The organism is Streptomyces sp. NPDC026672 (assembly GCF_040638185.1).
Taxonomy (GTDB): Bacteria; Actinomycetota; Actinomycetes; order Streptomycetales; family Streptomycetaceae; genus Streptomyces.
The window spans coordinates 15,106-27,946 of record NZ_JBEZXS010000071.1 but is presented as its reverse complement, the minus strand read 5'-3'; the positions used below and the strand labels follow the sequence as shown (position 1 = coordinate 27,946).

Annotated in this window: 16 protein-coding genes; 11 read left to right on the top strand and 5 right to left on the bottom strand. The window is 72.4% G+C overall.

The window, feature by feature from the left end; all coding sequences use genetic code 11:
* The 7 genes from AB0F77_RS41135 to AB0F77_RS41105 form a co-directional block, all read left to right on the top strand.
* The coding region (locus tag AB0F77_RS41135) for a transcriptional regulator (RefSeq protein WP_361959226.1) at positions 1 to 490 on the top strand (490 nt) is incomplete at its 5' end.
* Positions 491 to 550: 60 nt separating this feature from the next.
* The gene (locus AB0F77_RS41130) at positions 551 to 1,036 is read left to right on the top strand and encodes a hypothetical protein (RefSeq protein ID WP_358079705.1); all 486 of its coding nucleotides are present in this window, start codon (positions 551 to 553) and stop codon (positions 1,034 to 1,036) included.
* Positions 1,037 to 1,039: 3 nt separating this feature from the next.
* A complete protein-coding gene (locus AB0F77_RS41125; RefSeq protein WP_358079703.1) occupies positions 1,040 to 1,765 on the top strand; it encodes an RNase adapter RapZ in 726 nt (241 codons plus the stop codon).
* 98 nt (positions 1,766 to 1,863) lie between these two features.
* The gene (locus AB0F77_RS41120) at positions 1,864 to 2,475 is read left to right on the top strand and encodes a hypothetical protein (protein WP_358079701.1); all 612 of its coding nucleotides are present in this window, start codon (positions 1,864 to 1,866) and stop codon (positions 2,473 to 2,475) included.
* A gap of 50 nt (positions 2,476 to 2,525) precedes the next feature.
* Complete coding sequence (locus tag AB0F77_RS41115; RefSeq protein ID WP_358079699.1) at positions 2,526 to 2,816, top strand: hypothetical protein; 291 nt, start codon at positions 2,526 to 2,528, stop codon at positions 2,814 to 2,816.
* Positions 2,813 to 3,088, top strand: coding sequence for a hypothetical protein (locus tag AB0F77_RS41110; protein ID WP_358079697.1), 276 nt, complete (start codon positions 2,813 to 2,815; stop codon positions 3,086 to 3,088). Before AB0F77_RS41115 ends, AB0F77_RS41110 begins: the two co-directional genes overlap by 4 nt.
* Before the next feature lie 663 nt (positions 3,089 to 3,751).
* Complete coding sequence (locus AB0F77_RS41105) at positions 3,752 to 4,414, top strand: hypothetical protein (protein WP_361959221.1); 663 nt, start codon at positions 3,752 to 3,754, stop codon at positions 4,412 to 4,414.
* A 1,977-nt stretch (positions 4,415 to 6,391) separates the two neighbouring features.
* Here the strand turns inward: AB0F77_RS41105 and AB0F77_RS41100 are convergent.
* The 5 genes from AB0F77_RS41100 to AB0F77_RS41080 form a co-directional block, all read right to left on the bottom strand.
* On the bottom strand, positions 6,392 to 7,303 hold the full coding sequence (locus AB0F77_RS41100; RefSeq protein ID WP_361959218.1) for a recombinase family protein: 912 nt from the start codon (positions 7,301 to 7,303) through the stop codon (positions 6,392 to 6,394).
* A gap of 344 nt (positions 7,304 to 7,647) precedes the next feature.
* A complete protein-coding gene (locus AB0F77_RS41095) occupies positions 7,648 to 7,989 on the bottom strand; it encodes a hypothetical protein (protein ID WP_361959229.1) in 342 nt (113 codons plus the stop codon).
* A 124-nt stretch (positions 7,990 to 8,113) separates the two neighbouring features.
* Positions 8,114 to 8,536 carry a hypothetical protein gene (locus AB0F77_RS41090; RefSeq protein WP_361959215.1) on the bottom strand — a complete coding sequence of 141 codons (423 nt, stop codon included), beginning with the start codon at positions 8,534 to 8,536 and terminating at the stop codon, positions 8,114 to 8,116.
* Positions 8,533 to 8,820: a hypothetical protein gene (locus tag AB0F77_RS41085; protein WP_361959212.1), complete on the bottom strand. Its 288-nt coding sequence runs from the start codon at positions 8,818 to 8,820 to the stop codon at positions 8,533 to 8,535. Before AB0F77_RS41085 ends, AB0F77_RS41090 begins: the two co-directional genes overlap by 4 nt.
* On the bottom strand, positions 8,820 to 9,767 hold the full coding sequence (locus AB0F77_RS41080) for a hypothetical protein (RefSeq protein WP_361959209.1): 948 nt from the start codon (positions 9,765 to 9,767) through the stop codon (positions 8,820 to 8,822). The genes AB0F77_RS41085 and AB0F77_RS41080 overlap by 1 nt, the downstream gene beginning before the upstream one ends.
* 249 nt (positions 9,768 to 10,016) lie before the next feature.
* Between AB0F77_RS41080 and AB0F77_RS41075 the strand changes: the two genes are divergently transcribed.
* From AB0F77_RS41075 to AB0F77_RS41060, 4 genes are all read left to right on the top strand, one after another.
* The gene (locus tag AB0F77_RS41075) at positions 10,017 to 10,700 is read left to right on the top strand and encodes a hypothetical protein (RefSeq protein ID WP_358079783.1); all 684 of its coding nucleotides are present in this window, start codon (positions 10,017 to 10,019) and stop codon (positions 10,698 to 10,700) included.
* A 210-nt stretch (positions 10,701 to 10,910) separates the two neighbouring features.
* Positions 10,911 to 11,741, top strand: coding sequence for a ParA family protein (locus tag AB0F77_RS41070; protein WP_358079785.1), 831 nt, complete (start codon positions 10,911 to 10,913; stop codon positions 11,739 to 11,741).
* Entirely contained in the window at positions 11,741 to 12,208 is a 468-nt protein-coding gene (locus AB0F77_RS41065; RefSeq protein WP_361959206.1) for a hypothetical protein, read from the top strand. The genes AB0F77_RS41070 and AB0F77_RS41065 overlap by 1 nt, the downstream gene beginning before the upstream one ends.
* Positions 12,205 to 12,459, top strand: a complete 255-nt coding sequence (locus tag AB0F77_RS41060; protein ID WP_361959203.1) for a DUF6372 family protein — start codon at positions 12,205 to 12,207, stop codon at positions 12,457 to 12,459. The genes AB0F77_RS41065 and AB0F77_RS41060 overlap by 4 nt, the downstream gene beginning before the upstream one ends.
* Positions 12,460 to 12,841: the final 382 nt, after the last annotated feature.

Here is a 12,841-nt window from a genome sequence, read left to right as displayed (position 1 = left end):
CGCAGCCGCCGTGTTCGCCGCCGTGTTCGTCGCGCTGTTCATCGCGCACTCGGTGGGCGACCACTGGGTCCAGACCTCCCACCAGGCGGCCCACAAGGGTGAGAACGACCGCACCCCGGGCCAGTCCAGCCGGGCCGGTCGGATCGCCTGCACCCTGCACGTCATCGGCCTGACGATCACCAAGGGCATCGCCCTCGCGGCGGTCGTCTGGGCCCTCGACATCCCCGTCACCATCACCGGCGTGGCGGCCGGCCTCGGCGTCGACGCGGCCACCCACTGGTGGGCGGACCGACGCAGCACCCTCGCCTGGCTCGCCAAGGTCACCGGCAAGACCGAGTTCCTCAGCCTCGGCACGCCCGCCCACCCGAAGCACCCCGTGACCTCCGAGGGCACGTACGCGCCGACCCTCGGCACCGGCGCCTACGCCCTCGACCAGAGCTTCCACCACCTGTTCCTCGGCGTCGCGGCGCTCCTGATCGCGGCGCTCTGATCAGGGCGCACTCAGACAAACCAGCTAGATAGCCCGCGACTCACCCCCGGAAGGACCCCAGTGGAGCGCACACCGAAGCTCACCCTCGACCAGGAACTGCAGGCGGCCGTCGCCATCGTCCGCGTCGGCCTCGACCGCCTCCGGGACGCCGCGTGCCGCACCGAGGAGGTCGGCCCGCACGCCGCCGCCCTCCAGGCGCTGTACGACCCGGCCCACCCGGACGCCGGCGTCCTCGCGGCCGTCGCCGACGTCGTCGGCACCATCACGGTGTCGATGGGCGACGTCGACCACGACGACATCGAGCGCGTCACCGAGCTGCTGGACGAAGCCCAGGGCCACGTCCAGGACAGCACCGGCGACCGTATCCGCCACGCCCTCGACCTCCTGGAGCCCCTGCTCCTGGTCTGTGAGGAGTGCATGAAGCGGCGGCCGGACGTGGAGGTCATCCCGGACCCGTTTTCCACCGCGCTCTACCCGGACGAGCCCGACCACCGGCAGATCCCGCTGTGCCCGCCCTGCGCCACCAAGCGGTTCGAGGAGAGCTGACCCATGACCATCCGCATCATCTCCTTCGGCTACGGCCACGCTCCCGCCCCGGAGGCGGACCTGGTCTTCGACCTTCGGGCCCTGCTCCGGAACCCCTTCCACAACCCGGAGCTGAAGAACGGCACGGGCCTCGACCAGGAGGTCTACGACCACGTCAGGGACACCCCGGGTGCCGAGCGGCTCGCGTTCAACGCGGTCGCCACCGCCCGCGGCCTCGCCGAGGACACCGGCGCCGACGTCACGATGGCGTGGGGCTGCACCGGCGGCCGGCACCGCAGCGTCGGCCTGGCCCGCCTCGCACACGAGCTGCTGCTCGGCGTCGGCGAGGAGGCCACCATTGAGCACCGCGACGTCGACCAGGACCTGCTGCCCGCCGGAGTCCACAACCGCCCCCGCCACACCGCCGACGTGGTCGCGATGGAGTCGGCGGACGGCGATGGTGGCAACTACATCTCCGAGCAGCGAGCCCGGATCGCCGCACTTCAGGCCCGCCCGGATCAGCTCTCGCGGGAAGACGCCCGCTGGCTTCTCGACCGGCTCGCGTGGGCGGACTGGCACCTGGAGGAGCTGCGGGACCGGATCGACAACGCCGGAAGCCAGATGAACACCAGCTACGTGTGCAGCGCGATCGACTACACCCGCTGGTCCCGGGAGACCCCTCGCGGGCCCGTGGTCGCCAACGCCTGCTTCCCCGGTCCGCTGAGCGGTGGCGAGCCCCGTCGGGCGTAGCGGCTCAAACCGGCCCGGACTGTCTCACCCGCACGCCAAGATGACTCCGGGGCCGCCACCACGGCGGCCCCGCTCCGTTCCAGAGAGGAACCGCACCGATGACCGACTGGACCCCCACGACCCTCGTTTCCGTGGACGAGCCCGGCGACCGCTCCGGCGCCAGCGACGGCCACAGCCGCTACGGCGTCTACCTCAGCCAGCGCCTGGAGGACTTCCGCGACGAGACCCCCGGCACGCCGCTGCCGACCGAAGAGTTCGCCGCGGCGGCCTGGCGCGTGGCCACCCCGCCCATCCTCACCGGCTACGTGGCGCTCCGCCCCGACCTCCAGGGGATCGAGGCGGTCTGGGCCGAGAACGAGGACGGCGACGGCTCGCTCGCCTTCAAGGTCTCCGTGCCGCTGTGGTTCAGGGACCTGCCCGCCGACCGCCGGCCCCGCCACCCGTGGCAGGACTGGACGACCCGCTACGACATCGCGGCCCGCGGTGAGAAGTACCGCCACCCCTGGGAGCCCGACCTCAAGCCCGGTCGTCCCGCCGTCCTCACCGTCTCGAACATCCTGATCTCCGCCACCGGCTGGGACCTGCCGACCCCGAAGCACACCGAGGGCCGCGGCCTGGTCGAGGACGCCAAGCGCGTCGTCCACGAGGTGGCCCGCCGGGTCAACGAGGAGGCCGGGCCGATGGTCGCGCAGCTCCTCGGCGACCGGTGACCCCGGCCGTGCCGAGGGGGACACTCGTAGCACCGACCCAAGGAGGGGCAGTGACCGCACAACCCGAACACCACGCCGCCACCCCGCCGATGCGCACGCTCGCCGAGCTGCGCAACGCGCTCGGGGTCTGGGGGTTCCCCGGCGACCTCCAGGAGTTCGAGAGGGAGCTGGCGGACGCCGACCTGGACGACCTCACCCGCGTCCGCGAGATCACGCAGGCGTACCGGCACCGGGTCCTGCTGCGGTGCGACCCGCAGGCGATGGCGGCCCTGATGCGCAGCACCGAGGACGTCGCCTTCGAGCTGGGGGAGAAGCTGGCCGCCGAGAGGAACGGCCGGTGACCCACGCCTTCTACTCGGACGCCGCCGAGAAGATCCTGCGCAACGACCTCAGCGTCAGCGAGCGGACGGCCGTCATGTCGGTACGGGCCTCCCTGGAGGAAGACCCCGACCCCGACCACGCCCGGGGACTGCCGGACGCCGACCCCCGCTCGGAGTCGTACGCGATCGACCTGCTCCCCGAGCAGACCGGCGGGCGCGGCATCACCGTCGTCTACCGCTACAGCCAGGACCTGGACGCCGCGCTGATCCTCTGGCTCATCGCCGGGCCCTGACACCCGCACCACCGAAGCGACCCCCGGCAGGGTAAGTGCCGGGGGTCGCCTCATGCCCAGAGTAGGGCGCGGGCCTCCCCCGCCCGCCGGCGCCGCCACGACTCGGACCGCCCCCGGTCCGAGGCCGAAGAGTGTCTTGGGCGATAACTTGCTCGCCCTCGGTCGGGGACACTCCCGGCCTCCACCTTGCTCCCCTCGACCGGGTCCCGGTCACCCCGGCCTCCGTCGACAACGAGGACCAGGAGCACCCCGCCGGACAGCCGCCGAGCGCCGTACACCTCTGGCACTTTTGACCCTCGGTCCGCCGTGCGGTCTTCGCGCCCGCTGACCTGCGCTCCCGCCGCCCGCAGTTTCGTCCCGGACGTAATGGCTGCACTCGGCACACCATGTGCATTGCCCTCGCCCGCCGCGCGGCTCCGCCGACCTGCGCGTGCGGAGTTGCAAGAGGTGTCGCCGCCCCGGTGCCGACTTCGGGGACCGAGCTGGGGACCGTCCCCGTGACGGTCTGTCGGTCCCCAGGACCGTGCCGGTGCCCCCGGTGTACGGCGCCCCGCGACCGAGCACCTCTGGCACTTTTGCACCGGCCGTGCTGACCTGCGCCGATCCCGCCGCAAGATCGACCCGGTCACAGCTCATGCATTACGAATGACCTAGGTTTCGTCCGTGACGAATCAGCAGCGGCCTTACACCGACGAGGAACTCGCCGAGCTGCTCGGCGTGCGCGTCCCGGGGACCGAGAACGACGACCAGGAGCAGCACGGCGACGTCCTCGGCGAGCGCGTGAAGACGACCGTGCACGACCGCCTGGTGCGCCGTACGTGCGAGTGGTGCGGCGACCCGATCGACTACTCCGGCGTCGGCCGGCCCCCGCGCTACTGCAAGGACTCGCACCGCAAGCGCGCCTCCGAACTGCGCACGGCGCAGGCCCGCGCGGACCGCCCCGTCGACGCCGGCGGGCGCACCACCGAACCGGTCCGGGAGGTCATCGAGCGCACCGAGACGGTCACCCGCACCGTGGTGCGGCGCGGCCCGGGGGAGGTGCGGCGCATCCCCGCAGCGCGGTCGAGCGGGGCCCCGTACACCCTCCCGGAGAACACTGCGGAGTGGTTCGAGGCACTCCAGTACCTCGCGGGCGACGCGCAGGCCGGACGGTTCACCCGCGACCAGCGGGCCCTGCTCCTGGGGGCGTGCGAGGCCGTCATCGAGGAGCTGCGCCGCGGCTCGGGTCTCCTTCCGGCCCCCGCCCCGGCCCCTCCGGCGCAGCCACAGCTCTCCCGTGCGGAGCGCCGTCGACGGGAGCGGGAGGCCCGCAAGAAGCGAGGCTGACACCCCCTTGTCCACCTTCGAGAGAGACCGTGGTCAAGGGGGGGGTCGGCCATCGAATCGACGGCCGGACAGCGTCCCACCGACGCCGGTCTCGGCGAGCAAGTTGGTGCGAAAGCTATGCTTCCGCGCTTTCGCCAGCCCGGCCGGAGCCGAGCAAGCTATCGCGTACGACCGTCCTACGGCCGTCGTACGCAGCGCACCGGCCGAGGGCTGCCGGTGCGGGAGTCGGGTGCGGTGCATCGCCACGGTGCACCGCACCGCACCGTCCGCGCGCATCCGCCGGCGGACGATGCGGTGCACCCGGTGCGGGAGGGCGGTGCGGTGCGGCGTGCAGCTGCACGCGGTGCGCTCGGCGGACGGGATCGGCGCACCGCATTTCGTCACGGACGAAACCAGGGTCATTCGTAATGCATGAGGTGTGACCGTCTCGATCATGAAGCGCGGAGCGCGGTGGGCGGGACGGTCGATGCGCAGCAGCGGGTGCCCACGGTCGGGCTCTCCGAGCACGGCGGTGGACACCCGTGGTTCCGTTCGGGGTTCTGCTCCTGGTCCTCTTTCAGGTCCCGTTTCGGGTCCCCTGGGTGAACCGGACGTGTGCCGGTGCAGCACCGCGCTGACCTGGTGGACAAGGGGTGCGCGGCGCAGGCCGGCGGGCGCCGACTACTTCCCCTCAGCCCCTTCTCCGGCGCCGCCGTATCGACGCGAAGTGTCGATACCTTGGTCCTCGCCGCCGAGGTCGCGTCCTGGGTCGTGCCCTGGATCGCGCTCCGGGTCGCATCCTGCGTCCCGTCCTGAGTCGCGTCCTCGGTCGCATCGGTTGGTGGGGCACGAGGGCCTTCGGCGTACGGCCTGAGCTGCACGACAAGGGGTCGGTGCGGGACCGCTCGCGGCGCCGACTACTTCCCTGTGACGCCCCCTGAGACCGGCGGCCGGACCGGGGCGCCCTACGAGGCGCTCTACGAGGCGTCGTACGAGACGCCGTACGAGGTGCCCCCCGGGGCGCCGTACGAGGCGCCTCATCACCGCGGCGGCCATCGTGGCTCCGGCGCGGTGACCTGGGTGGGCAAGGTGCGGGTGTGGAGCTCGCGCACGCCGACTACTTCTGTACGGGACCCTCCTCGGGATGGCGGGCCGTACGAAGCCGTGCTCCTGGTCGTGCTGGCCGTCGACTCCAGCCCGAGGTTTCTGGACTTTCTGGACCGCCCCTTCGCGGGCGCGCGTGCGTCGGCGGCCGTCGCGGTTGTGGGCGGTTTCGAGCGGTCTCCATGCGCACGCGCGCGTCAACGGGCCGGTCGGGTTTTGGGACTTCTGGGACCGTCCTTCGCGTGCACGCGCGAGCAGCCGGGCCGACGCGCAGCCTGCGCAGGACAACGCGCGTCCCCGTACGCGCGGTCCCGGGTTACTGGGGTCAGTGACCCACAACTCGCTGCCGTCCCCTGCTGCGAGCCGAGACCTCCCGGGGCGGTGTCCGCCGGCGCGCACGGCGGTCGCCACGACGATGCCGGACCGCGCCGGAGGATGCCGACCGGAGCGGGGGCCTGGGGGCCGGCGAAGGCCACCAGCGGCCACCGGGCTCAGGCACGGCCCCGTCGACGGCCGCCACGAAACTGGGCCCAGTTCGCACTAACTCGCTTCCGCTCCCTGCGGGCGAGTGAGGGCCGGACCGGTCGCCGCGTCCGCCGGCGGAAAACCCCGCCACCCGACCGTGCCCGGTCGCCGAGGAAACCCCGCGCGCCGACCGCGCCGGGGCGGCTTACTGATATCAGTTCGCACTAACTCGCTTCCTCCCGCTGCCGCGCCGTTCCTCCCGGCCGCCGTGGTGGCTACGGGTGGCAACGGCGGTATCCAGGCGTTGCCACGGCCGTGTCCGCCCGCAGAATCGCTCCTGACGAACTGGGGATCGTCCCGGAGCGCGGGAAGGGCCCCGAGACCGTCCCGTAGGCGGCTCCGGGGCCCCTGGTGGCGCCCTGTGCGCTCTCAGGCGCTCTCAGCGGCTTCCAGCGCCGCCACGGGCTGCGTCGCGGCCGTCCGTTCGTCGTGCTCGCGCAGCATTCGCATGACGGTCGCCGGGGAGGGGTGCTGGCCCTTCTTCTTGCCCTTGGTGATGACGAGCCGGGCCGCCATCTCGCGCAGGCTCAGCTCCTGGTCCCGCAGGTGCAGCGCCATCGCCAGCATGTCGCCGTCGCTCACCTTCACGCCGCCGATGGCCTTGCCCTTGGTGCGGGCGGTCTCGTGCCCCTCCAGCGTCTTGTCCCGGATGTAGTCGCGCTCCGCCTCCGCCATCGCGGCGAAGAAGGCGAACAGCGCCGCTCCGTACCCGGCGGGGTCGTGCTTGCCCTGCAAGGGGCCGGTCAAGAACTCCAGCTCGATTCCCGCGTCCCGCAGCTCCTCGGCGACCTTCAGCAGCTCCAGGGCGCCGCGGCCGAGCCGCTTCATCTCGTGCACCACGAGGGTCACCTTCGCGCCCAGGGCCCGGTACTCCCGGGCGGCGGCGAGCGCGGCCTTCATCTCGGGGCGCTCGCGGACGCGGGTGCTGACGTGCTCCTGGAACAGCCGGTGGACGTTCGCCGCGGTGAGGGCGTCGATCTGCGACTGGATCTCCTGCTGCTTCGTGGAGACGCGGGCGTACCCGATGCGGATCTCGGCATCGAGCACGGGGCCGGTCGACGTCGGCGCCGGCAGCTCCCGCCAGGTGGCCCCGGGGTGACGCACAGCCGGAGTGGCGATGCGCAGCTCGGAGCGGAGCGAGGGCACGAGCTGGAAGCGGGCGGTGTGGTAGCTGACGGCCACCTTCCCGGCCGCCGTACGGCACGGGGAGCCCGCCGGTACCAGGCACGTCGACATCGGGCAGGGGTTGGCCTCGACAAGGAGGTGAGGAGCGGTGTCCATGATCCCTACTGTTTCATGAATCCGTTTCACTCATCAAGAGCATGGAAACGGTTCGTGAAACAGCTTCGGCCCTGTCGCCGCAAGGGGCGCGCGCGGTGTTGAAACAGGGACCACCTATGAAACAGCGTCCCGAGTCGGGACAGCCGTCTCCCACGGGAGGCCGATGATCGGACCGGGTACCCGGGGTACCCGCCTCGCCCTCCGGCCGCCGACTCCCCCACCTCACCTCTACTTCCGGCGGAAGCGGCCTCCGCGTGATGGCCCCGCCCGGGGGCTGAACTGGGAGAACGGCCCGAAGGCGAACAGGTTTCCTCCATCACCTGGTGGTGGACCTGCCGATGGACTCAGCCGGTGACCCGTACGCCTTTCCAGCCGGGTCCGAGCCCGCGCCGGCGCGGCTGTGCGGAGCGCGGCGCGGGTACCTCGGGGACGACGTCCTCGGCGGCCGGGGCGAGTCGGCGGCGCAGTGCGGCGGTGGCGGCCGGGACCGCCGCGAGGGCTCGTGCGGCCTCCGGGTCGATCGCCGCCAGTGCCTCGGCGAGCATGTCGATGGCGTCGACCGCGTCCTCGACCGCGCCCGTGCTCCATGTCGTCGGCGACACCGTGTCGACCAGCTCGCACACCGCGTCGGCGACCGCCGCCGCCCGCTCCTCGACCCGCGGCCGCGGTTCCTGGCTCAGCTCCATGTCCACCCAACGATCACGCGCCGCCGCCGGATACCCGTGCACGGCAAAGGGCCCGCGCAGGTGAGCGCGGGCCCTCGTATCGTCCCGGACGGAACCGAGCTGCAAGAGATGTCAGGCCGTCCGCCTACCTGCGGCGGCCCCGGTGGAACCCCTGGCGCGCTGCCGAGCTGGCGGCGGCGTGCCGCCGCTTGCGGGCTTCCTCGGGGATCGCGGCGACGTCCTCCAGGGCGGCGCGGATAGCGTCGGCGTCCGTCGGCGGATTGCCCGTGCTGCGCTCGTAGTCTGCGAGCAGCTCGTTGACGAGAGCGGTCAGCCGGGTGATGCGCGGGTCCCGCAGCGGTTCGAGCGGGACCTGGACGTAGGTCTCCTCGAAGGCCCGCGCGTCGACCTCGACCGGTAAGGCGTTGCGGTCTGTGCTCCACTGCCCGGTGTCCGCGTCGTACACGGCGGGCCGGAGCGTGACGCGGAACGGGCCCGCCTCCTCGCTCCAGGAGAGCCGGAAGTGCTCGCCGCTCGGGGAGCGCCAGACGTCGGAGGCGGACGTCATGCGCCCACCTCCCCGCGGCCACCGCGCGGTAGGGCCCGCCGGGCGCGGGGCCGGGGCCGGTCGGCGCGTTCGACGGTCACCTCCTGGTCGTCGTTGCCGGGCGCGGCCGGCGCCTCCAGGAGCAGCACCTCCATGAAGACCCGGGCGCCGCAGTCGCGCCGGTTCGGCACGACGGACACGTTGCCGACGACGACCTCGCCGGACGCCTCCAGGGCGCGCTGCACGGCGTCGGCGGTGCGCCGGGCCTTGCCCGGGTCGGAGTCCATGATGCGCAGCGAGGACATCAGGCGCTCACCTCCAGGCCGACGCCGTGGCCGTCCACCGTCCACGCGGCCCGCTCCCACACCGGCTCGGTGCCGTCCGCGATCCGGTGCAGCAGGCCGGCCATCGACCGCCCGTCGGCCGCCAGGTCGAGCGAGCGCGACCACGGCATGGGCAGGTCACCGCTCCACTCCCAGGGGGCGCACGCGGTCGTTGACGAGTAGCGGTCGGTCCACCCGAACCACCCGGCCCAGATCCGGGTGACGCTCTCGTTGGCGTGCGAGGAGGGCGCGGCCCACGGGTGCAGCGGGTCACGGCCGGAGACGACCGGCCCGGAGTTCGGCAGGCGCAGCAGGGCGTGCGGGTAGCGGCTGTGCGGGCCCATGAAGTCGGGCTCCTCGACCACGCGGCGGCCCTCCAGGAGGACATCGAGCCGGTCGAGGACAGCGCCGCGCTCGGGGCTGCCGTACTCCCCGGCCTCGGCGGCGTAGAGGACCTGGCGGTCGCGCACGCCGACCACCGCGACGCCCTGCGCCGCCGGGAGCGAGTCGGGGGCGACGTCCACGACCAGGAGCACGGCGGCCGGGTCGGCGACCAGCTCTCGGGCGAGGGCCTGCGCCTGGTCGTGCTGCTCCCACAGGGTCATCGCGTACCGGCACGGGTCGCAGAACCGGCCCTTGCCGAGCGGCTCCGACTCGCGGGTGCCGCACCGCCGGCACTCGTACTGCAACGCGCGGGCGCGGTCGAGGGCGGCGCGCTGCGCGGGCGAGACCCGGCGCTTGGGCACCGCGGCGGTCACCTCGTACAGCGGGGCGTACGAGTTGCCGTGGTAGAGCACCTGGCCGACCGGGTCGGTGCCGGGCTTGAGGCCCTGGCGGGCGAGCATCGTCTTGGTCTGCAGGCCGTCCGGGACCAGGTCCCAGCGGGTGTACCGCGTGAGACCGGGGAGCGGCGGGATCGAGCTGGGCAAGACAACCTCCTGTGAGGGTTCCTGTACGGGAAGGTAGAGCCGAAATCCGGCCCGCGCAACAACCCGAAAACACGGGCTGACCTGCGCATTCAATGGCGCGTTATCTAGCTTGCTTGAACCTTTTTCGCTTGCGGAAATGCTAGCGGCTTAGCAAGCACCGTGGAACTCGTGAGACCGTCCTTCGCACGCGCGCGTGAACCGTCTCGGGAACGGGTCCTCACCGGCTTCTATCTAGCTAGACTGCGCGCCATGTCGCTGATGCCTTTCGTTGTCGCCCTGGAGCCGGACGACCTCACGGCGCTGAACGAGGTCGTCAAAGACGGCCGGGACGCCGAGGAGAAGTGGCTCGACTCCATCCGGGACGCGTACGGCATCCGGTTCCTGCGGGGCAAGGCGCTGAGCCAGGCCCGCGCCGAGATCCGCAAGGAGTTCCGCAGACTCCGGGAGCTGGGCAGGCTCGCCGGGACCCGCGACCTGGTCCTGGCGCGCGAGGTCCGCGCCGAGCTCAAGCGCCGGGGGATGGACCAGGAGTACGACCCGGTCCCCGCCGAGGACGCCGCCACCCCGGGCCGCCGCGTCGGCACCGGCCCCCGCCACTACAACCGCTTCGGCGACGAGAAGACCCAGCTCACCGGCCGGATGTACGTCAAGCTCCCCGGCGCCCTCGGCGACCAGCTCACCCGCGGCTGCTACTGGACGTCGGCGCCGGCCGTGACCGCACTGTGGGAGTGGCAGACCCTGTGGGGCGACGGGCCGGAGGTCATCTTCCGCGAGGCCGAACGGCGCGGCGCCGTCACCATCCTCGACATGTGGTGCGCCGCGATGGCCCCCCGGCCGACCGCCGACGCCATACTCCGCAAGGCACAGCTTCAGGACCAGATCGTCACCACCGGCGACATCATCCGCGCTGCGGTGAAGCGCGCCATCCGCTGACCTCTTACCCCTCCTTGGCGCTACTGGATACTGGCGCGGCTTTCACCTGCGCATTTGCGGTCAATCAAGCTAGATAGACCGCGAATCCCTACGGGCTCCCGCTGGCATTTCCGCTTGCGGGATTACGAGCGGGAAAGCGTGCGGGTCAGCTTGCGCTTAGGCAAGCGGTGTCGGCACTCTTCGGCTTACCTGAAGAGGAAGGGAGGACCCGTGGCCGAAGACCCGGACATCGTCGCTGAGGTCAGCGAGAAGGGCGGCGTCGGGAAGACGTCGCTGACGGCGGGGCTGATCGCCGTGGCCGCCGAGCTGGGGCTGAGGGTGGGCGGTGTCGACCTCGACCCGCGGTCCACGCTCACCGACGAGCTGGGCATCACCGACCCGGAGCTGTCGGTGAACGACGTGTACTACGTCGACCCCGAGAAGCGGCCCCGGGACCCTGCGGAGATCGCGCGCGAGGCGTTCGTCCCGGCCGGGAAGGACTGGCCCTCGAACGTGCGGGTGCTGCCGTGCATCCGGAAGTTCGGCAACCGGGAGACCGACCAGGCCACCGGCATGGAGTTCCGGCTCAAGCGGGCGCTGTGGGGGCTGCGCGAGGAGGTCGACGTCCTCTTCCTCGACGTGCCGCCGCGCGCGGGCGGGAAGATCGTGGGCTCCGCCCTGATCGCGGCCAAGAAGGTGCTCATCCCCGCGACGCTCGCCGACGACGGCCACGACGGAGCGACCGAGGCCATGACCTCGATCGAGCACTACACCGCGCCCGGCGGCCTCAACGAGGGCCTGGTGGTGTCCGGCATCGTGCGGAGCATCGTGCCCCGCGAGAGCGAGTACCGGCAGATCCACCAGGACTGGAACGACCGCCTGGTCGAGGACTTCGGCGACCTGGTCCTGCCGACCATCATCAGGAACTACGCGATCCGCGAGGTCTGCCGTACGGGGTCCATGCCGATCACGGCCGCGCCCGGGCGGGAGGCGAAGATCCTCCAGGAGGTCTACCGGGAGATCCTGTTCCACACCCTGCCCCACCTGAAGGAGATGAGCTGATGCCCAGCTTCGCCGAGAAGGCCCGCCAGGCGCAGGACGAGAAGCGCGCCGGCCGCGAAGAGAAGGACCCCGCGGACCTGTCGGGCGCGCAGGAGCCGGACTGGAACAACCCCGACTCCTGGGGTGGCGGCGACTCCGACGCTGGCGATTCCGCCAGCGGGAATGCTGGCGATACTGCGGGCGGCAACGACGGCCAGGAGCCGGAGCCCGCGGCCCCGCCGAAGCGGCCCTCCCCCGCCTCGACCGGGCGGTCGCGCGCTCCCCGCCGCCGGGGCCGGCCGCGCGGTCCGGAGCGGGTTCCGCTGACCGTGCGCATCCTCCCGCCGACCGACCGGAAGCTGACCGTGGCGGTCGAGCAGACCGGGCTCAACCCGCAGACGCTCGTGGAGGACGCGCTGGAGGCGTACTTCCGGCGGCTGAAGATCCAGGACCCGGGCGCCGAGACCGGCTCGGAGGGCGCCGCGTGACCACCTTCGACACCGAGTCGCTGCCGCCGATCCTGACCGTCCGGATGAACGCGATGTTCGCCTGGGAGCAGAACCGGCCCGGCGGCTGCCGGTGTGCGTGCGCCCTGTTCCACGCCTCGAAGATGGTGCCGGCCTGCACCAGCCCCGCCGAACCGGGGCTGCTGATCCGGGTCGAGACACCGACCGAGACGTCCGCCCCGCTGCCGGTCTGCCTCGGCTGCTACCACCAGCTCGTGCCGCGCGCCGTCTGACGTACGGCTTTCCGCCCGCATTTCCACCGGCCTTTCCGCTGGCGGGAATGCGGGCGGTTTGCTGCCCTGACCTGGTCGGCAGGGACGCACCGCCGGGGAGGGGCGCACCTGAGCCGCGCGTCCTGGAGGGGGAGGGTAAAGCGGACGAGCGCGTACGCGCTCGGCACCCCCGGGTGCGGGCCCCTGCGGTCCGCGCGTTCACCGTCGACGGCCGAACCGGCCGCTGGCCGGCCTCCCGGCCGTCGCCGGGCGCGGACCGCCGCCTGCCGCACCTCACGCGCCCCGCCGCGCCCGTACCGGCGCGCTGAGCGCTGCGGCCCGGCTGCGCAAGGTGGTGCCTGCCTTCCGTCCGCGAAGCGGCTTGAAGCCGCGCGGGGCTGAT

Excerpts from the sequence above, each read along its gene's own strand:
- AB0F77_RS41125 (WP_358079703.1), top strand. The coding sequence starts at position 1,040 with ATGACCATCCGCATCATCTCCTTCGGCTACGGCCACGCTCCCGCCCCG.
- AB0F77_RS41120 (WP_358079701.1), top strand. The coding sequence starts at position 1,864 with ATGACCGACTGGACCCCCACGACCCTCGTTTCCGTGGACGAGCCCGGC.
- AB0F77_RS41100 (WP_361959218.1), bottom strand. The coding sequence starts at position 7,303 with ATGGACACCGCTCCTCACCTCCTTGTCGAGGCCAACCCCTGCCCGATG.
- AB0F77_RS41095 (WP_361959229.1), bottom strand. The coding sequence starts at position 7,989 with ATGGAGCTGAGCCAGGAACCGCGGCCGCGGGTCGAGGAGCGGGCGGCG.
- AB0F77_RS41090 (WP_361959215.1), bottom strand. The coding sequence starts at position 8,536 with ATGACGTCCGCCTCCGACGTCTGGCGCTCCCCGAGCGGCGAGCACTTC.
- AB0F77_RS41085 (WP_361959212.1), bottom strand. The coding sequence starts at position 8,820 with ATGTCCTCGCTGCGCATCATGGACTCCGACCCGGGCAAGGCCCGGCGC.
- AB0F77_RS41075 (WP_358079783.1), top strand. The coding sequence starts at position 10,017 with ATGTCGCTGATGCCTTTCGTTGTCGCCCTGGAGCCGGACGACCTCACG.
- AB0F77_RS41065 (WP_361959206.1), top strand. The coding sequence starts at position 11,741 with ATGCCCAGCTTCGCCGAGAAGGCCCGCCAGGCGCAGGACGAGAAGCGC.